Annotated in this window: 15 protein-coding genes and 1 tRNA gene; 7 read left to right on the top strand and 9 right to left on the bottom strand. The window is 62.2% G+C overall.

Annotation, left to right across the window (positions count from 1 at the left end; translation table 11 throughout):
- The first annotated feature begins 101 nt into the window (after window positions 1-101).
- Window positions 102-1,124 carry a PDZ domain-containing protein gene (locus P3G66_RS07140; RefSeq protein ID WP_228402144.1) on the top strand — a complete coding sequence of 341 codons (1,023 nt, stop codon included), beginning with the start codon at window positions 102-104 and terminating at the stop codon, window positions 1,122-1,124.
- A 26-nt stretch (window positions 1,125-1,150) separates the two neighbouring features.
- Here P3G66_RS07140 and P3G66_RS07135 read toward each other — a convergent pair whose 3' ends face one another.
- On the bottom strand, window positions 1,151-1,738 hold the full coding sequence (locus P3G66_RS07135; protein ID WP_030534992.1) for a PPA1309 family protein: 588 nt from the start codon (window positions 1,736-1,738) through the stop codon (window positions 1,151-1,153).
- 189 nt (window positions 1,739-1,927) lie between these two features.
- Between P3G66_RS07135 and P3G66_RS07130 the strand changes: the two genes are divergently transcribed.
- Window positions 1,928-4,843 carry a UPF0182 family protein gene (locus P3G66_RS07130; protein ID WP_276116405.1) on the top strand — a complete coding sequence of 972 codons (2,916 nt, stop codon included), beginning with the start codon at window positions 1,928-1,930 and terminating at the stop codon, window positions 4,841-4,843.
- Window positions 4,844-4,932: 89 nt separating this feature from the next.
- Here the strand turns inward: P3G66_RS07130 and P3G66_RS07125 are convergent, their stop codons facing one another.
- A complete protein-coding gene (locus P3G66_RS07125) occupies window positions 4,933-5,487 on the bottom strand; it encodes a transglycosylase family protein (protein WP_003942299.1) in 555 nt (184 codons plus the stop codon).
- A 450-nt stretch (window positions 5,488-5,937) separates the two neighbouring features.
- Here P3G66_RS07125 and P3G66_RS07120 point away from each other — a divergent pair.
- Window positions 5,938-6,011 (top strand) — tRNA-Met (locus tag P3G66_RS07120).
- 73 nt (window positions 6,012-6,084) lie between these two features.
- A complete protein-coding gene (locus P3G66_RS07115) occupies window positions 6,085-6,861 on the top strand; it encodes a lipase (RefSeq protein ID WP_276116347.1) in 777 nt (258 codons plus the stop codon).
- Between the two features lie 4 nt (window positions 6,862-6,865).
- On the opposite strand, the gene P3G66_RS07110 is transcribed toward P3G66_RS07115, so the two are convergent.
- Genes P3G66_RS07110 through P3G66_RS07095 form a run of 4 tightly spaced genes read right to left on the bottom strand, consistent with a single transcriptional unit; the run spans window position 6,866 to window position 10,309 of the window.
- Window positions 6,866-7,510: a GntR family transcriptional regulator gene (locus P3G66_RS07110; RefSeq protein WP_007731273.1), complete on the bottom strand. Its 645-nt coding sequence runs from the start codon at window positions 7,508-7,510 to the stop codon at window positions 6,866-6,868.
- Window positions 7,511-7,557: 47 nt separating this feature from the next.
- Window positions 7,558-8,628: a 2-oxoglutarate and iron-dependent oxygenase domain-containing protein gene (locus tag P3G66_RS07105; protein ID WP_276116346.1), complete on the bottom strand. Its 1,071-nt coding sequence runs from the start codon at window positions 8,626-8,628 to the stop codon at window positions 7,558-7,560.
- Window positions 8,625-9,530, bottom strand: coding sequence for an ABC transporter permease (locus tag P3G66_RS07100; RefSeq protein WP_007731277.1), 906 nt, complete (start codon window positions 9,528-9,530; stop codon window positions 8,625-8,627). Before P3G66_RS07100 ends, P3G66_RS07105 begins: the two co-directional genes overlap by 4 nt.
- On the bottom strand, window positions 9,527-10,309 hold the full coding sequence (locus tag P3G66_RS07095; protein ID WP_276116345.1) for an ABC transporter ATP-binding protein: 783 nt from the start codon (window positions 10,307-10,309) through the stop codon (window positions 9,527-9,529). The genes P3G66_RS07100 and P3G66_RS07095 overlap by 4 nt, the downstream gene beginning before the upstream one ends.
- Window positions 10,310-10,560: 251 nt before the next feature.
- On the opposite strand from P3G66_RS07095, the gene P3G66_RS07090 reads away from it, so the two are divergent.
- From P3G66_RS07090 to P3G66_RS07080, 3 genes are read left to right on the top strand one after another with little or no spacing between them, the layout of a single operon-like run.
- On the top strand, window positions 10,561-11,751 hold the full coding sequence (locus tag P3G66_RS07090) for a nitrate ABC transporter substrate-binding protein (RefSeq protein ID WP_276116344.1): 1,191 nt from the start codon (window positions 10,561-10,563) through the stop codon (window positions 11,749-11,751).
- A gap of 15 nt (window positions 11,752-11,766) precedes the next feature.
- Entirely contained in the window at window positions 11,767-12,744 is a 978-nt protein-coding gene (locus P3G66_RS07085) for a 2-oxoglutarate and iron-dependent oxygenase domain-containing protein (RefSeq protein ID WP_276116343.1), read from the top strand.
- A 40-nt stretch (window positions 12,745-12,784) separates the two neighbouring features.
- Window positions 12,785-14,113, top strand: a complete 1,329-nt coding sequence (locus tag P3G66_RS07080) for an amidohydrolase family protein (protein ID WP_007731280.1) — start codon at window positions 12,785-12,787, stop codon at window positions 14,111-14,113.
- Window positions 14,114-14,119: 6 nt separating this feature from the next.
- On the opposite strand, the gene P3G66_RS07075 is transcribed toward P3G66_RS07080, so the two are convergent.
- The 3 genes from P3G66_RS07075 to P3G66_RS07065 form a co-directional block, all read right to left on the bottom strand.
- A complete protein-coding gene (locus P3G66_RS07075) occupies window positions 14,120-15,754 on the bottom strand; it encodes an acyl-CoA synthetase (RefSeq protein ID WP_003942348.1) in 1,635 nt (544 codons plus the stop codon).
- Window positions 15,755-15,910: 156 nt separating this feature from the next.
- Window positions 15,911-17,116: an acyl-CoA dehydrogenase family protein gene (locus P3G66_RS07070; protein ID WP_003942363.1), complete on the bottom strand. Its 1,206-nt coding sequence runs from the start codon at window positions 17,114-17,116 to the stop codon at window positions 15,911-15,913.
- 27 nt (window positions 17,117-17,143) lie between these two features.
- Window positions 17,144-18,592: an acyl-CoA dehydrogenase family protein gene (locus tag P3G66_RS07065; RefSeq protein WP_003942317.1), complete on the bottom strand. Its 1,449-nt coding sequence runs from the start codon at window positions 18,590-18,592 to the stop codon at window positions 17,144-17,146.
- Between the last annotated feature and the right edge of the window lie 72 nt (window positions 18,593-18,664).

Raw genomic sequence — 18,664 nt, 5'->3', positions numbered from 1 at the left:
GCGGTCGGAGTCGCCCTCCGAGTCACGCTGACGGCGAACACGCACGGCGCTCAGGCGGTGCGATCGGTGCTCCGGAGCCTTCGCGCTTTACTCTGGATCAGGTGAATCGACGGATAGTGACGCTCTTGGCCGCACTCGCACCCATCGTCGTGTTGGGAGTCGTCGGAACAATGGTCACTGTTCCTTATGTCGCACTCGGTCCGGGCCCCACCTTCAACACGCTCGGCGACGTCGACGGTAAGCCCGTCGTGGACATCCAGGGGACCGAGGTCGATCCCACCGACGGCAACCTCAACATGACAACGGTGTCGGTTCGCGACGGCCTCAACATCTTCGAAGCGTTCGGACTGTGGGCGAGTGGCAGCAACGGACTCGTCCCTCGCTCGGAGATCTATCCGCCCGAGAAGTCGAAGGAAGAGATTCAGCAGGCCAACACGGCCGACTTCCAGCAATCCGAGGACAGTGCCGAGTTGGCGGCACTGCACTTTCTCGGCAAGCCGGTGTCACTGACTGTTTCGAAGGTGACCCCGGACGGTCCCGCTGCGGGTGCCCTGCAAGAAGGCGACGTCCTGGTCAAGATCGGCGACACTCCGGTAACCACCATCACCGGCGTTCAGGACACGGTCGGTGCGATCGCGCCCGGCACCGCGATCGACGTCACCGTCCTACGTGAGGGTGTGGAGACCGTTGTGCCGGTCACCGTCGGGGCGCGGCCCAACAAGCCCGAATCGGGTTACCTCGGCGTCACACCCAGCGAGGTCCCGGACGTTCCCTTCACCGTGCAGTTCAATCTCGCCGACATCGGCGGTCCTTCTGCCGGACTGATGTTCACACTGGCCTTGGTCGACAAGCTGACTCCGGGGGAGCTCAACGGCGGAAAGTTCGTAGCCGGAACGGGCACCATCGACTCCGACGGCGAGGTCGGTCCGATCGGCGGCATCAGGTACAAGTTGATCGCCGCGTCCGAAGCCGGTGCTGAGACCTTCCTCGTGCCGGCCCAGAACTGTGACGAGGCGAAACAGAATGCGCCGGACGGGCTTCGACTCGTCAAGGTCGACAACCTGCCCGGCGCAGTGGACTCACTCGAAAGCCTCAACACGGGTGGCGACGCACCCCGCTGCTGAAAGCTGCCTGGCCGCCGACGACTCTGTCAGTCTTCTTCGACCTCGTCGAGCGTCGCGTACAGGGCGTGCACGAGGTGAGGTGCAAGACCGTCGTAGGTGAGCAGTTCCAAGTCACCGTACGGATCCGCATCCTCGTCGGGACGCATCTGTAGGAGCGACAGCGAGGGACCGTCACGGAGCACGCCGACGAACAGTCGAGCCTCGCGTCGATCGGGATGCGCGTCGGCCGTCAGTCGAGCGACTTCGTCCGCCGCGTGCTGATCGGTCAACACCGGCGCCGTGGCGTGGTCGAGATCCGATTCCGCCTCGGGCGGCAGGACGACGATCTCCTGCACCAGGATGCAACCCTGCACGGACTCGGGCCAATGCGTCGTTGCCAGGAACTCGTCGAGTGCCCGTGAACCGCCGATGATGTCCTCGGGAAGCGATTCCTGTTCGATCGGTGTGTATTCGGCGCCCTCGGCGAGTTGGTCGAGCAGTCCGGGTTCGGCCGCGGCGAGCATCTCGGTGGGTACCAACGCGTACAGCTTCGGCGGTTGATCCCAGCCTTCGGCGTCGATGTGGTCGACAACTTCATGAACGCACCGGGCGAGGGCACTCGGTGATCTGCTCATATTCTCTTCACTCACACGTTCATCCTCCCACCTTCTGTCCGGCTCCCCGCTCTCCGTGTTGTCAACCCGTGACCGTTGTTACGTAGAGTGGTCGGAAACGGCCAAGTCCACTCGGGCGTGGCCGCAGTGATCGATGCAATCGGTTGCGACGCCACGGCGTCGCCAAATCTTGGAGCGTGGCACGTGGGCATGCGGCCCCCCGCAGGTTTACCCTCTCTGTCCAGACGCAGTCGAATCTTGTTGGTGGTGGCTGTCGTAGTGGCGGCCTTGCTGCTCGTGGGGCCGCGACTGATCGGCATGTACACGGACTGGTTGTGGTTCGGCGAAGTCGGCTTCCGCGGTGTCTTCACCAAGGTTCTGCTGACGCGATTCGTGCTCTTCCTGGTCGTCGGAATTGTCGTCGGCGCCATCGTGTGGCTCGCGATGCTTCTCGCGTACCGCGCACGCCCGGTGTTCGTCCCGGTCTCCGGACCCAATGATCCGATCGCGCGCTACCGCACCACCGTCATGTCGCGTCTTCGTCTGTTCGGCGTGATCATTCCGGTAGCGATCGGCATCCTGTCCGGTCTCATCGCGCAGGCCAACTGGGTCACTATCCAGTTGTTCCTCAACGGCCAGGCATTCGGTATCACCGATCCGCAGTTCAACTTGGACGTCAGCTTCTACACGTTCGATCTGCCGTTCTACCGTTTCGTTCTGAACTGGTTGTTCGTCTCGATCCTGCTGGCTTTCGTGGCAAACCTGGTCACCCACTACGTTTTCGGTGGAATCAAGTTGGCCGGGCGCAATGGGACGTTCACCACGGCCGCTCGTATTCAGCTGGCTGTCATCGCCGGCACCTTTGTGCTTCTCAAGGCGGTGGCGTACTGGTTTGATCGGTACTCGTTGATGTCGAGTAGTCGTAAGGAACCGACGTTCACCGGCCCGGGCTTCACCGACATCAATGCGGTTCTGCCTGCGAAGCTCATTCTGTTGTCCATTGCGGTCATCTGCGCCTTGGCGTTCTTCGCCTCGATCTTCACGCGGGATCTTCGGATACCGGCCATGGCAGTCGCTCTACTGGTTCTTTCGTCGGTCCTCGTCGGTGCCGTCTACCCGATGATCGTCGAGCAGTTCTCCGTCAAGCCCAATGCGGCGCAGAAGGAGAGCACGTACATCGAACGAAACATCGAAGCGACCCGTCAGGCGTACGGGATCACGGAAGAAAACGTCGACTACGTCGACTATCCGGGAATTGGCACCAAGCAGCCCCAGGACGTTCCGGCAGACCGGACCACGATCGCGAACACACGCCTGTTGGATCCGACCATTCTGTCGCCGACGTTCACCGCTCAGCGTCAGCTCAAGAACTTCTACGGGTTCCCGCAGACGCTCAACGTCGACCGTTACGAACAAGACGGCCAGTTGCGTGACTTCGTTGTCGCCGCGCGTGAGCTGTCGCCGAACAACCTTTCCGGCAACCAGACGGACTGGATCAACAAGCACACGGTCTACACGCACGGCAACGGTTTCGTCGCCGCCCAGGCCAACGAAGTCACGGCCGTGCAGGGCGACAGTCAGAACAACACCGGTGGCTACCCGATCTACTCGGTGAGCGACCTGACGACCACGCCCGAGAACGAGAATCTCAAGGTGGACAATCCTCGTTCGTACTACGGCGAGGTGATCAGTCAGTCGGACGCCGATTACTCGATCGTCGGTTCCGTCGACGGTGAGGGACCGCGGGAGTACGACACCGACACCTCGAAGTACACCTACACAGGTTCGGGTGGCGTTTCGATCGGCAACTGGTTCAACCGTCTTGCATTCGCGGCGAAGTACACCGAGCGCAACATCCTGTTCTCGAGTGCAATCGGCTCGAACTCGAAGATCATCTTCAAGCGTGATCCGAAGGAAAGGGTCGAGGAGGTCGCGCCTTGGCTGACGACCGACGGCGCTGCTTACCCCGCAGTGGTCGACGGCAAGATGCAGTGGATCATCGACGGCTACACCACGGCCCAGGATTACCCGTACGCGCAGCGCAGTTCGCTCGACGGGTTGGTCGAGGACAGTATCGACCAGACGACCGGGCGCCTCATTCCGCGCCAGGAGTTCTCGTACATCCGTAACTCAGTGAAGGCCACGGTCGATGCCTACGACGGCACTGTCACGCTGTACCAGGTCGACGAGCAGGATCCGGTTCTGAAGGCGTGGATGGGGGTCTTCCCGAACACGGTGAAGCCGAAGAGCGAAATCTCGGACGACTTGCAGGCACACTTCCGCTACCCGGAAGACATGTTCAAGGTTCAGCGAGAGATGCTGGCGAAGTACCACGTCGACGATCCGAGTGAGTTCTTCACCAACAACGCGTTCTGGTCGGTTCCGAGCGATCCGACGATCGACACGTCGGCCAACCAGCCGCCGTACTACGTGCTGGTGGGCGACAAGGACACCGCGAAGGCGGATTTCCGTCTGACCAGTCCGATGGTCGGGTTCAGTCGTGAGTTGCTGTCGGCCTACATCTCGGTGGCGAACGACAAGGAGAACTACGGCAAGTTCACGGTGCTGCAGTTGCCGACCGATACGCAGACTCAGGGTCCACAGCAGGCTCAGTCTGCGATGACGTCGGATTCGCGTGTTGCTTCGGAAGTGTCACTGCTCAAGCAGTCGAACAAGATTCAGTACGGAAACTTGCTGACTCTGCCGATTGCCGAGGGCGGAATCCTCTATGTCGAGCCTTTGTACTCGCAGCGAAACTCGCAGAACGCGTTCCCTCAGTTGGCGCGTGTATTGGTGAGCTTCAGCGACACCAACGGCATTCGGATCGGTTATGCACCGACCGTCTCCGAGGCGATCAGTCAGATTTGGCCGGGCGCAGGTTCGGCAGCGACGGTCACCCAGCCGGCACCCGATCCGGATACCGGAGCGCAACCGGAAACGCCGACAACTCCGACGGCACCGGCCCCGCCGGCTTCTTCGGATGACGTCACGAAGGCGCTGGCCGAGGTCAATTCGGCAATGGCGGCATTGAAGTCGGCGCAACAGAGCGGTGACTTCACCAGCTACGGTGCTGCGCTCGACCGCCTGCAGAAGGCTGTTGACGCGTACCAGGCGCTGCCGAGGTAAGCGGCGTCAGTTCATGAATAGCAGAAGGCCCACCATCCGATCGGATGGTGGGCCTTCTTGTGTGCTCAGGTGAAGCTGTACGAGCTGAATCAGCGCAGTGCTGCAACGATCGGTGCGTTGGCATCGGAGAGCTGCTGGAACTGTGCGGCGAAGCCGTACTGGCCGGCGAGGTCACGAGCGGTGTCGTAAGCCTGCTGTGCGGCGGGCTTGAGCTCGGCCGGGATCTCGATGGCGGGAGCAACTGCGGGTGCCTCGGCGACGGGAGCCGGCGCTGCGGCGGGAGCTTCTTCGACTGCAGGCTCGCTCGCGACGGTCAGACGCTGGCCGCAGACGGGCCATGCGCCGGGGCCCTGGCTCTGCAGGGTGTTCTCGGCGACGCGGATCTGCTCTTCCTTGGAAGCGTTGGCGGGCGAGCCGGTGCCACCGTTGGCGGTCCAGGTGCTCTGCGAGAACTGCAGGCCGCCGTAGTAGCCGTTTCCGGTGTTGATGTTCCAGTCGCCACCGCTCTCGCACTGTGCGACGCCGTCCCAGTTGTGGGTGGCTGCGGAAGCGGTGCCGGTGCTCATGGTGAGGGGCACTGCGACAAGTGCGCCGGCTACTGCCAATGTGCCGAATGCACGCTTGCTGATGCTGGTGTACGTCATGTCGGGGTAAATCCTCTCCGCGCTTGCTGACATCGGCGGGCCTGCGGGTCGGCGATGATGCTGACTTTCCCGGGCGCTTGTCTCTCCGTGTCTCTGCCCCTCGAAGGTTTCGGGGGTTCCGATCCCGCGGGGCAGAGTGGAGCAGCGGCGGGTCGGCGTTCGCCCGGTTGATTCGGGCCGGGACCGACCGTACGGGAGCGTCGAACGAGGGTCGATTCGCAATTTTCCGGACTGTCTGGTCTGCTCTCGACCCAAAATTTTAGCGTTTGTGCTGGTAGAGACTTTCCGATGCCGTTTCGACGTACGTTCGTTACATGCTTGTTATGTGTTGATGCTCACGGGCATTTTGTGAACCCAGTCACCCGATTTCTCGACTTTCAGGCGTGTATTTCGCTCCAGCGCAGGCGATTTGCGTTCCGTTCACCTGCTCGTGTAACTTTGTCCATGCATCGCGGGGTGGAGCAGCTCGGTAGCTCGCTGGGCTCATAACCCAGAGGTCGCAGGTTCAAATCCTGTCCCCGCTACTAGAAAAGGACCGCCGCACTGGATTCCAGTGCGGCGGTCCTTTTTTGTGCGCAGCCGTCGTAGGGTGGCGACGTGCGACTCTCGAAGATTCTCTTGGCGATGGCGGTGACTACTTCGCTGGTGACCACCGCTCTGGCGTTCTCGGCAGGAAGCGCTGCCGCCGGTGGGCGGATCACCGATGCGAAGCGCGTGGTCTTCATCGTTCCGGGGCAGCAGCTCTACAACTCGGGAGAAACGCACCAGGCGACCTACCGCGCCCTCGACAAGGCACTGAGCGCTGCGGGCTACGAGACACACTTCGTCGACGCACCCGGCAAGATGATTGCGGCCGACGCCGAGCTGATTGCCGATTCGATTCGCTCCTACGCTGCCGGCGCTGACTCCGTCGGGGTGATCGCGCACAGTGCGGGTGGACTGAGCTCCCGGTACTACGCGAAGTTCCTCGGTGGCTCCGAAGTAGTGGATTCATTCGTCGCCATCGGTGCGCCGCAGTACGGTAGCCCCGGTGGCTGCGTACAAGGCCCTGCCGACGGCTACGACACCTGCATGTTCTCCGAAGTTCTCACCAAGCTCAATACCGGTGAGGACACTCCTGGATCTGCCTACTATTCGGTGGTGCAGAGTTCGGGCGAGTGGGCGGACGGTCGGTTGGACGGGGGCCAGTGCCGGGTGTACGTCGATGGCGTTCCCGGGGCCGGAACCGGAGGAGACCACCTCACCGAGCTCGAGCATCCAGAGGTCATCTCGGGAGCGATCAGCGCTTTGGGGCGCGACTGTGTCGGTACGTTCGTGGACGAGAACGACGGCGACATCACCTGGCCTGACACGCTGTTTCCGTCATTTCGGTAAAGCTTCAGGTCCGGGTTGTTCGGACGAGTAGCCCGGCTACGTGTGCGCTCGCGGCAGTCCTCGCCCCCAAGGCGTCACCCGATTCGATGGCCGCGACTATACGTGCGTGCTCGGTGACGGCGATCCGCCGATTGAGCTCGAGGCTCCACATGTCCGAACGGTAGAGGTGTGACTGTCCGTCCAGACGATGCAGGGCTTCGCTGAGCGGGTGATTGCATGCAGTCTCACGAATCAAGGTGTGAAACTCGAGGTCGAGCTTCGAATCCCGACGCTGATCCGGCGGGCTCTCGAGAAGTTCGCGTTGCACCTGCACCATCTTGTTCAGCTGTGACACGGTTTCGTGCGTGGCATTGGCCGTCGCGTTGAACGCCGCGAGACCGTCGAGTACCTCACGCACCTCGAAGACCGCGCGCAGAGACTCCGCGTCCAGCGAATCGACTTTTGCACCCGCATTCCGTGTGTGGACGGCGATGCCCTCGTAGATCAACTGCTGCACGGCCTCGCGGACCGGCGTTCGACTGACATTGAGCTTGCTCGCCAGCGCGGGAACACTCAGTGGTGTCCCCGGCGCCAGCTCGCCCGAAAAGATCAGTTCGCGAAGCGTCTCGTGCACGGACTCGGTGAGCAAAGCTCGTTCGGTGGTGGTCATCTTGTCCTCACTTCGATCCTGCACGATGTCGACGGTACCCGGGAGCGCTATCCAGCGGCGCGCACCCGGTCAGCGCTGCGACTGTCGACCTCGGGCGCCGTCGCGCCTTTCAGTCCGGCCACTTTGGCCGCGATGTTCTCAGCGATCGTGATCGGCGGGTATCCCACTTCGCCCGGTGTGAGAGTCCCTGGCAGTGCTTCGATGACGGCGTCGTAGTTCCCGTCGAAAAAGAATGCGGCAGAGCGACGTCGGATGATCTGACCATCGACGATAGGTGGGTCGACTCGGTGCACTGTCGAGCGCCATCGGTCGTTCGTCCAGCGTGCCATCGCGTCGCCGAGGTTGATCAAGAGTGCGCCGTCGGCAGGTTGGACGTCGTGCCATACGTCGTCGGCACTCAGAACTTGAAGACCCGGAACTCGATCTGCCCACAGGATGGTCAAGATTCCGAAGTCGGTGTGAGCGCCCATTCCCGTCATGTCGCCGGAGATGCGGATCTCGCCCTCGGGCAGTGCGTAGTTGTTCATCTTCATCGCGTCGATCGAATGGTCGAGCATCGAATCGAAGTACCCGGGCTGCAATCCGAGAGCGTCGGTAAAGGCGCACATCAGGATTCGTGCCAAGCCCTGGGCATGACGGAAATACTCTTCGATTGCCGGTCGGAATCCGGGCGCGGCCACGGGCCAGGTGTTGGCGGCGTAGCTGGACTCGGGTAGGTCGACGCCCGGATAGTCGCTCACCTCTGTGCCCACGACTATTGCTTCGTAGAAATCGTTCATCTGGTTCGCAGCGGCGACGCCCAGGCTCATGCTGAGTGATTCCGATTTCGGTGGTGAGTAGCCGCGGTTCTCGGACGAGGGACGGCGATAGTTGTTCTTCACCGTCAGTGGGAGAGCAAAGAACTCGTCGAGAGCGTCGGCCAGTCCTTCGGTCGCCGATCGTGGAATGCTGTGTCCGACAATCTGTATGAATCCGACCTCCCGGCACGCGCGATCGAGTTGAGCTGCCACTTCCGCACAGGCAGTGCTGTTGGTGGCGTTTGCAACCGCTGCCTCGCCGCGGAGGTACGGGCTGATATCGATCGTAGGGATTTCGAAGACAGGAGTTTCGTGGGTCATTTAAAGTCCTTGCGGCCGGACGTGTGCCACTTACCGACGAGCACACGTGAGAGGAATCCAAAGGCAGAGAAGACGAGGACACCGAACACCGACGCGATCACGATCGCGGCGATCAGATCCTCGGACTGAAGGCGGCTTCGGTAGACGTCGAGCAGCGTTCCGATCCCGGGTTGTCCTTTGGCGAAGAACATGTCGCCGATGATGGCACCGACGACAACAAGGCCGGAGGCGGTGCGGATGCCGGTGAGAATAGCCGGCATTGCCGCTCGCAGTTCGAGTTTCACCAATCGATCCCAACGGGACGCGCGGCCGAGGGTGAACAGTTCGTGCAGTCCGCGATCGACCGATTGCAATCCGAAGTGTGTGTTGGTGATGATCGGGAAGGCTGCGATGAGAACACACACCAGGGTACGCGCGGTCATACCGTAGCCGAACCAGAGCCCGATGAGGGGGACGATGGCGAGGATGGGAATGACCTGCAGCACAACGGCATAGGGATAGACGATCCGCTCGATCCACTTGGCCTGGCTCATCAGCACGCCGGTTCCGACGCCGACTGCCACCGCGACCACGAAGCCGACCAGTGCTACCTGTGCCGTCACTGCGAGGGCTTCGAGCATGGGAGAGAGGTGTTTCCAGTCGAGTAGCGACTTTGTCAGTACTTGACTCGGCGGCGGAAGGAGAAATCGACGTTCCGGGGAGAGAACGAGGTAGCTGACGATCGACCACGCTGCGACCGCGCCGGCAAGTGAGAGCAGCGGATAGAGAAGGAAGGTGCCGAGCGCTCTCATTCGCGAGGGCCGTCCGGGCTGTGACTGTGCTCGCGCGGCGGTCGCAGAATCAGTGCGAACGGCGGAATTGCGTGCGGTGGTGCCCTGTTGCACTGCAAGGACTTCGGTCATCGTGAGCTCCCATGGAGACTGGCCGAGATCTCGGCGACGTGTTCGGTGTATCGGGCGTCGTAGCGCAGTTCCGGGCTACGCGGGTACGGGAAATCGATGTCCACGACCGAATGGATTCGTCCGGGCCGGGCGGTCATGACGACCACCTTGTTTGCGAGGTACACGGCCTCGGATACCGAGTGCGTGATGAACATCGAGGTGAACCCCTTGTCGGTGTAGAGCCTTTGCAGCTCTACCTGCATCTCCAGTCGTGTCATCTCGTCGAGAGCACCGAAAGGTTCGTCGAGCAGCATCACAGCAGGTGCGAGGGTGAGCGCACGTGCCAACGAGACGCGCATCTTCATTCCGCCCGACAACGCGTTGGGCAGTTGTTTCGCAAAGTCCGCCAGGCCCACTGCGCGAATTGCCTCGTCGGCGCGCAACTTTCGGGCTGCTTTGTCGCCGCCATCGAGTTCGGCGGACAATTCGACGTTGGCCTGCACGGTTCGCCAGGGGAGGAGAGTCGGCTCCTGGAAGATGAAGCCAACTGATTCGGTGTCGAGGGCAACCGCGCCGCTGGTCGGTCGCTCGAGGCCGGCCGCCATGCGCAACAAAGTCGACTTGCCGCAGCCGGAGGGTCCGACCACGGCGACGAAGTCTCCTCGCTCCACGTTCAGATCGATGCCGTCCAGCGCGACAGTGCCGGTATCGAACTTCTTGACGACATCGGAAAAGACCATCTGCATCGGTGCGGTGAGCTTGCGAGCGTCGGCATCCTGCATCGTGTTCGCGAGTTCCATCTGAGCCTCCGGTTCGATAATGCATGCAAAAGTTGTTCAATATGTATGAACCATCTTGAATTGCATGTATGTCGCCTGGGTTGCTGAATGTAAATGTGAGGTGACATTGCAGGTGAAGCGAGAATCCTGGCGCACGTTACCTGATGGAAACAACGAGTCGATTGCATGTAATCCACGTGCTGCAGAGTGTGCTCATCGGATCACCCTTCCTGGTTCGCCCACATCCCAATTGTTTTCACGAAGGAGACGCTGTGTATTCAAATCGCAAGGTGCATTCCAATCGCAGAAGTGTGGGAGCGGCGGGCGCGGCACTGGCCATGTGTGCAGCCATCGGATTGACTGCGTGCAGCTCCAGTGAGGCTGAGACGGCCAAGGCTGAATCTCTCGAACCAGCTGCCGAGGCTCAGAACCTAGCGGGTCTCTGTCCGGAAAACGTTGTGGTTCAACTCCAATGGCGGCCACAGTCGGATATGGGGGCGCTCTTCGAGATGCTTGGTCCCGGCTATTCGGTCGACACCGACGACAAGTCCGTCAGTGGGACTCTTGTCGCCGGAGGGAAGGACACCGGAGTCGACTTGACCTTGCGGGCCGGGGGACCGGCAATCGGGTTCCAATCCGTCAGCTCCCAGATGTACGTCGACGATTCGATCACTCTCGGCTTGGTGCACGGCGATCAGGTGATCGCGGCAGCGGCAAGTCAGCCCGTTGTGGCCGTCACGCCATTGCTCAAGTACAGCCCGGCAATCCTCATGTGGGACAAAGAGTCTCATCCGGAATGGGCGAGTGTTGCCGATATCGGCAAGTCCGACGCGAGTGTCGTCGTTTCCAAGGAGCAACTGTTTCCGCAGTGGCTCGTGGCGAAAGGCCTACTGAAGCAGTCTCAGCTCGACACGAGCTACGACGGAGCTCCCTCGCGATTTGTCGGTGACCCGACCATCGCTCAGCAAGGATTCGCGAATTCGGAACCGTACACGTACGAGAAGGAGACGCCGGCGTGGGACAAGCCGGTTTCCTATGACCTGCTGAAAGATTCGGGTTTCGACATCTACGCGTCCAATGTTTCCGTTCGTGCCGACAAGGTCGAGACACTCTCCCCGTGTTTGAGCAAGCTGGTTCCGATCATTCAGCAGGCCACCGCGGACTACATCACTGCGCCGGATACGGCGAATGCTGCCATTGTCGACGTCGTCTCGCAGGACGTGTCGTTCTCTCCCTACACCGAGGGTGAAGCAGCGTTCAGTGCCCAACTCTTGAAAGAGAAGGGCCTGATCGCGAACGAGGCGGACGGATCCGTCGGCACGTTCGACATGACGCGAGTCGCTCACACCGTCGAAGAACTGAAGCCCATCCTGAACGCCGGGGGTGCGGCGATACCGCAGTCATTGACTGCAGAAGAGATCTACACCGACAAGTTCACCGATCGGTCCATCGGAATCCGCTGAAGGAGCTGACAGCAAATGACTTACGACATGACAGAACTCAACCGCGAGACCCGCATGGGTGGCCTGGGCACGGAGACCACCGACCGCGAGGTCCGAAGAATCGATCTCTCGGATTTCGAGAACCGGCGCAGCGAGATCGCCGAGGAGTTGTGGTCGGCAGCAACCGACATCGGATTCTTCCAAATCGTCAATCACGGGATCGATCTGGACCAGGTCCGCGAGGCTTTCGTGGCGGCCGAGCGATTCTTTGCACTGCCCACTGAGGTCAAAGCGCAGTATCCGCTCAAGAAGGGTTTCAACTCCGGCTGGGAGAGCATGACGCAGGTGCGTCCGTCCATCGGAACACCTGATCAGAAAGAGTCCTATCAGGTGACCCGCCCGCATATGGGTGATCTGTGGCCCACTGCAGACGAATTGGGCGGATTCCGCGAAACGATCCTGGACTTCGAAGCCAAGTGCTGGGGCATTGCGATGGACCTGTTGTCGTGCTTCGCCGAGAAGCTGGGATTCGAACGAGACTTCTTCACCAGGGCACATGACCCGTCGGTGGACACCTACCAGAGCACGCTGCGACTACTCCACTACTTCCCCCTTGCCGCCGACGCAGATGTCGAAGGGATGTGGCGTGCCGGAGCACACACCGATTTCGATTGCCTGACATTGCTTTTCCAGCGTGACGGTCAGGGCGGCTTGCAACTGTGCCCGGGCAAGGAGATGGACACCCAGGAATGGACGTCGGTGGTGCCGGCTGAGGAAGCGATCACCTGCAACATCGGCGACATGCTGATGAGATGGAGTGATGACGTCCTGCCGTCGAATTTTCATCGAGTCAAGAGTCCCGGAGTCACCGACTATCGGGGAGCCCGCTACAGCCTCGCGTTCTTCGCTCAGGCGAACCGCGACGTGACCATCGAGGGGCCGGCGGGCAAGTACCCGCCGATCACTGCCGAGGACTACATCGACCAGCGAGTACGCGCGAACTTCGCGCGTTGATCCGTATCCGTTCCGTCACACACTTTCAGGAGAACTGGCGATGACTACCGCGCCCAAGAACATGACCGACGTGATCATCCGGGACGTGACGTTGTACAGCGGCGGGCAATGGCTGACCGGCCACGACGTCGTCGTCTCGAATGGGGTGGTCGAATCGATCGAGAAGTCGACTGGCACCGCCACACCTGGAAGTGTGGACGGATCGGGGGCGTATCTGATCCCTGGGTTCGTCAACACCCATACGCACCTTCAGCAGTCACTGATGCGTGGGATCGCCGAAGGGGCACCGCTTCTCGAATGGCTACTCGCGGTCGCAGAAGAGTCGGTTCAGATCACTCCCGAGCGCGCATACGCGGCCACTGTCGCAGCCTCGCTGGAGGCATTGCGCAGCGGTACGACCACCCTGGTCGAACACATGTGGCCGCACCCGTCCAGCGAGGTTCACGATGCCGTGATCCGGGCGTTGCACGACACCGGGATTCGTGCGGTGCTGGGACGCGGAACCGCAGACCGGGCGGACAAGACGCGGAAGTGGGGCTTCGATCCGCGGCTCATGCAACCACTCGGAGACGTTCTCGCACATACGGATCAGATGATGCGGGACGTCGCCGGTTCCCGCATTGACGTGGCAGTCGCGGTACCGAACCCGCGTTCGCTGACCCCGGAGGGGATGTCGGAAGTGCGTGAGTTCGCGCAGGCTCGCGACCTGACGGTCTCGATTCACCTGCTCGAGACGCAGACCGACAACACGATGTGTACCGAACACGCGGGCATGAACGCGGTCGACTACCTGGATTCCCATGGTTTCTTGTGGGACCGGGTGCTGGCGGTCCACTGCGTCGAACTCGACGACCGTGGTCAGAAGGTGCTGGCGGAGCGCGGCGTCGGAGTGTCGTACAACCCCGTCAGCAACATGCGCCTCGGTAGCGGAATCGCGCCCGTCCCGAGTTTCCTCGACGCGGGGATCGCGGTGGGGTTGGGTGTGGACGGCGCAGCCAGCAACGATACTCAGGACATGCTCGAGACGCTGCGCACCGGCGCCTACGTGCAGCGAGCCGCGCGCGGCCGCGCCGACCTGCTCGGCTTCGAAGCCATGATCGACATCGCATCCGGCGGTGCAAACGCAGCACTCGGTCTGCCGGCCAGGTCCGGCGGGATCTCCGTGGGCGATCCCGCCGACCTCACCATGATTCGGTTCGAACGCGACTTCGGTTGCCTCCCGGTGCGAGATCCGGGCGCGTCCATTCTCACGACGGGCAGTCGTCAGATAGTGGACACGGTGTTGGTTGCGGGCGAGGTCGTGCTCCGCGACGGGCACTCCACTCGCGTCGACGAGGCGGAATTGATCCGCACGCTCAGAGCTTTGTGACTGTGCTCAGTCTTCGCTGATCTCCATCTCGATCAGGACGCGGCGCAACAGCTTTCCGGTGGCGTTGCGGGGAAGTTCGTCGATGAAGACGATCTCGCGGGGAACCTTGTAGCGCGCGAGATTCGACCGGACGTGATCCTTCAGCTCGTCGGAGTTCTGGTCGGCGCCGTGGGCGACGACGACAAACGCTCGCAGACGGTGCCCGAAGTCGGCGTCCTCGACTCCGATGACTGCCGCTTCCAAGACGTCCTCGCGATCGGCGAGCAGGTTCTCGACTTCGAGCGGGTAGACGTTCTCGCCACCGGAGACGATCATGTCGTCGTCGCGGCCGTCGACGAAGAGGAGGCCGTTGGCGTCGAAGTGTCCGACGTCGCCGGTCGAGAGAAGTCCGTCGATACGTTCCTTGTCGCGCCCGTCGGTGTATCCCTCGAAGCTCAGCCCGCTGGCGACGAAGATCCTGCCGATCGTGTGTGGGGTGGTGATCTTCTTGTTGTTCTCGTCGAACAGTTCGACGTGACAGGTCACCGGAGCGCGGCCCGCGGTTCCCGGCGCAATGGTCAGATCCTCGGGAGTCGCGACCGTGGCCACTGCGACCTCGGTGGATCCGTACAGGTTGTAGAGGACGTACCCGAACGAGGCCGTGACTCGCTTGCACAGGTCGGGTGAGAGTGACGAACCTGCCGAGAAGATGATCTTCAGGTTCGACGTGTCGTACTTGGACAGCACGTCGGGACCGAGGTCGATGATGCGAGTGAGCATCGTCGGGACCACGACCAGACTGTCGCACTTGTACTGGGCGACAAGCTTGATCGTGTTCTCCGGATCGAACTTTCGATGCATGACGACGGTCTGGCCGAGCGCCAACGCGAGAGCGAACTGCGAGACACCGGTTCCGTGGAAGGCGGGGGCCGCCATCATCATGGTCTGTCCGCGGCGCAACGGCACGCGGTCGAGGAACTGTGCCGACGCGAGAGGGGAGGTGTGGCCACGCGGCGCACCCTTGGGAGTTCCCGTTGTGCCGCTGGTGAGGAGGACGAAGCCACCGTTCTTCTCGGGTGCCGGCACCGACGACGTGGTGCGTCCGGCGATGGCCTCGTCGAGAGTAGCTGCCGTGGAACCGTCAGCGGCCGTGCCCTCTGGCCAGGAACGATAGACGACGACGTCGTCCGGCAAGGCATCGGCGATGTCCGCGAACTCGTCGTCGTAGACGAAGGCGACCACCTTCTCCCGCGCGGCGACGTCCACGAGTTGGGGCCGAGCGAAGCCCGTGTTCATGAGAACGAGCTTCGTTCCGTTCTTCGCTGCCGCCAGCATGGTCAGGACCAAGCCTCGATGGTTACGGCACATCGCACCCATGACGGAGTCGGAGGTGATGCCGTCGGCCTGCCACGCCCGGACCAACGCGTTGCTCTGACGCTCGAGCTCGGCATAGGTGATGGGGCCGCGCTCGTCGATGATCGCCACCGCGTCGTAGCCGTTCTCGGCGTGTGCATGGACCGGCCCGGCAAAGGGTCCGTACTTGTCCACGGCTGCAATGGATTTGAGTCCGCGATCGAGGCGAGGGAACGGGACGAGTCCGGCTCGGAACATGACCCCCGCCGCGCCGATGGTGTCAGTGACCTTGGTGACCAATCCGGGCATACGTGAACCTCTTCCGAGCGTCGTTGTAGGACTGATTACACACTAATGCGCAATCAGGTTTCGGTGGTGAAGTTTCACGATGGCGACCGAGCACTCCGCCCCGCCACCTCGAAAGGTGGCGGGGCGGAGTGTTTCGGGATCTGGTCCGTGCGACCGTCACTTCAGTTCGGCGGACGACTTTCCGAGCAGGCGGCGTGCGACGATCAGCTGCTGGATCTGCTGGGTGCCCTCGAAGATGTCGAGAATCTTCGAGTCGCGGCCCCACTTCTCGAGCAACGGGCGCTGCGAGTAGCCGTAAGTGCCGGCCAACTCGACTGCCTTGAGCGTCACGTCGGTGCCGGTGCGGCCGGCCTTCGCCTTGGACATGGACGCTTCGAGCGAGTTCGGCTTCTTGTTGTCGGCCATCCACGCCGCGCGCAGAGACAGCAGGTACGCGGCCTCCCAGTCGGCTTCCAAACGGATGAACTCGGCTGCAGCTGCATGCTGGTTGTAGACCGGTGTGTCGTAGGAGATCTCGACACCGGCTTCGGTCAGGATGCCGCGCAGTTCTTCGAGAGCTGCGCGTCCGACGCCGACGGCCATGGCTGCAACGAGGGGCCGGGTGTTGTCGAACGTCTGCATGACGCCGGCAAAGCCCTGCTCCACGTTGACCTCCGGGCTGCCGAGGATGTTGTCCGCGGGAATGCGGCAATCCTGGAGCAGGAGTACTGCGGTGTCGGAGGCCTTGATGCCCAGCTTGTGCTCGAGGCGAGCAACGCTCAGGCCCGGTGCGTCACGCGGAACGACGAACGACTTGATGGCCGCTCGGCCCTTCGACTTGTCGACCGACGCCCACACGACGATGTGCGTCGAACGCTCACCGGCGGTGACGAAGATCTTCTCGCCGTTGAGAACCCACTCGTCGCCGTCGAGAACGGCGGTGGTGGTCACGGCGGCGGAGTCGGAACCGAAGCTCGGTTCGGTGATGGCCATCGAGGCCCACACTTTGCCGAAACGTTCGAGCTGTTCGTCGGTTGACACTGCGGCGATCGCGGCGTTGCCGAGCCCCTGGTAGGGGATCGAGAGCATGAGTCCGACGTCGCCCCAAGACGTTTCGAGCGAGTTGAGGAGCGCAGACATGTTGCCGCCGTTGGCGTTGCCGCCCTTGGCGCTCGCGTCGGACCGTCCGCCGCTGGCACCGCCGATGTCTCCACCGGAATCGGAGAGGCCTTCGACCATGGCGGCCATGGTGTCGAGCTCGACGGGATACTCGTGCTCAGCGAGATCGTACTTACGTGAAATGGGTCGGAAGATCTGCGCCGCGACCTGATGTGCCTGGTTCGCTGATGCTTTGAGCTTCTTGGGAAGTTCGAGGTTGATCATCGTGGTTCTCCTGGAAGTTCAGCGGCGTCAGATGAGGACGATGCCCTCGGCAACGCCGATGGCACGGAGGTCGCGGTACCAGCGCTCGACCGGGTGTTCCTTGGTGAACCCGTGTCCACCGAGGAGTTGCACACCGTCGAGGCCGATCTGCATGCCCTTCTCGGAAGCCAGCTTCCGGGCCAGAGCGGATTCGCGAGCGAAAGACAAGCCCTGCTCGGCGCGTGAAGCGCCCCGAAGCGTGACCAGGCGCAGTCCGTCGAGTTCGATGCCGATGTTGGCGACCATGAAGGCAACCGCCTGGCGGTGGCTGATCGGCTCGCCGAACGCTTCGCGCTCGTTGACGTAAGGAATCACGTAGTCGAGAACTGCCTGGCTGGTTCCGACGGCCATGGACGCCCAACCGAGGCGAGCCAGGCGAATCGCGTCGGCGTATTCGGCCTTGCGCTGCTCGGCGTCACCGTCGCCGAGCAGTGCGGACTCCGACACAGCGACATCGGTGAGGATCAGGCGACCCAGGCCTGCGGCGCGCAGTCCCATGCTGGGATCTGCTTCGACGACGAGTCCCTTGGTGTCGGATTCGACGATGAAGAAGGACGGCTTGCCGTCGAGTTCTGCGGCGATGACGAAGAGTTCGGACGTAGCCGCGGCGGGCACCAAGCTCTTGACGCCGTTGAGCTTGTAGCCGCTGGGGGAGCGAACTGCCTTGGTCTGCAGGGCGAACGGATCGAACAGTGCGCGTGGTTCGTTGACCACCACTGCTGCGCCGGGGACCTGCTCGCCGGTGAAGGCCGGAAGGTAGGTCTTCTGCTGCGCGTCGGTGCCCCACTGCGTCAGTGCGACTGCAACGCCGCTGGGTGCGAGGATCGGAAGTGCAAGCCCCATGTCTCCGTGCGCAAGTGCCTCGGCGACAAGAGAATTGGTGACCGCGCCGCGATCGGCAGCTGCTCCGTCGAGTTCTTCGGGAACATTGATCAGCGTGATGCCGAGCTCGGCTGCGCGCTTGGAGAGATCGGCGGGTGCCTGCGCTGCGCCGTCGGCGTCGTGCGCTGCGGGACGCAGGATTTCGGCCGCGAACTCGCGCACGGTCTCGACGATCATCTTCTGGTCGTCGTCGGGGGTCAGATCGAAGTAGTCGGCGTTCTTGCTCGGGTTGTCGGGCAGGCGCTTGGGTGCGCCGTTGCCCGAGACCTTCTGGAATCCTCGAGTGGCGGCACCCAGGGTTTTGAAGCCCGTCTTGGTGCCCTCGTAGGTCACGCGATCGATGGTCTGACGCAGATTGAACTTCTCGGCCAGTTCCGAACCGGTGATCTTGGTAAGCACACGCATGGCTGCGCCCATGGCGTCGCGTTTGATCGGGTTCAGGCCGACGGCGGACGTGTCGCGGGGCGCACCCTTGGCGCCGCCGCGCTGCGCGCCCGATTCGCTGCGCTGAGCGCTCTTGTCGGGGGCAACACTGTCTTGCTTGGTCATGATCACCAGCTGTTTCTCGGTGTTGGGGCGTTGGACGATCCTTATCTTACTCATCAGTAAGGTCTGTTGTCGAGAAAC

It is taken from the genome of Rhodococcus sp. C3V, from assembly GCF_029269915.1.
Classification (GTDB): domain Bacteria; phylum Actinomycetota; class Actinomycetes; order Mycobacteriales; family Mycobacteriaceae; genus Rhodococcus_F; species Rhodococcus_F qingshengii.
Note: the sequence above shows the minus strand (reverse complement) of the source record. Positions and strands in the feature narration are given on the sequence as shown.

Bases quoted from the DNA above. Each gene is read 5' to 3' on its own strand.
- P3G66_RS07105 (WP_276116346.1), bottom strand. From the start codon at position 8,628: ATGACCCACGAAACTCCTGTCTTCGAAATCCCTACGATCGATATCAGC.
- P3G66_RS07095 (WP_276116345.1), bottom strand. From the start codon at position 10,309: ATGGAACTCGCGAACACGATGCAGGATGCCGACGCTCGCAAGCTCACC.
- P3G66_RS07130 (WP_276116405.1), top strand. From the start codon at position 1,928: ATGCGGCCCCCCGCAGGTTTACCCTCTCTGTCCAGACGCAGTCGAATC.
- P3G66_RS07100 (WP_007731277.1), bottom strand. From the start codon at position 9,530: ATGACCGAAGTCCTTGCAGTGCAACAGGGCACCACCGCACGCAATTCC.
- P3G66_RS07125 (WP_003942299.1), bottom strand. From the start codon at position 5,487: ATGACGTACACCAGCATCAGCAAGCGTGCATTCGGCACATTGGCAGTA.
- P3G66_RS07080 (WP_007731280.1), top strand. From the start codon at position 12,785: ATGACTACCGCGCCCAAGAACATGACCGACGTGATCATCCGGGACGTG.
- P3G66_RS07135 (WP_030534992.1), bottom strand. From the start codon at position 1,738: ATGAGCAGATCACCGAGTGCCCTCGCCCGGTGCGTTCATGAAGTTGTC.
- P3G66_RS07085 (WP_276116343.1), top strand. From the start codon at position 11,767: ATGACTTACGACATGACAGAACTCAACCGCGAGACCCGCATGGGTGGC.
- P3G66_RS07110 (WP_007731273.1), bottom strand. From the start codon at position 7,510: ATGACCACCACCGAACGAGCTTTGCTCACCGAGTCCGTGCACGAGACG.
- P3G66_RS07070 (WP_003942363.1), bottom strand. From the start codon at position 17,116: ATGATCAACCTCGAACTTCCCAAGAAGCTCAAAGCATCAGCGAACCAG.
- P3G66_RS07075 (WP_003942348.1), bottom strand. From the start codon at position 15,754: ATGCCCGGATTGGTCACCAAGGTCACTGACACCATCGGCGCGGCGGGG.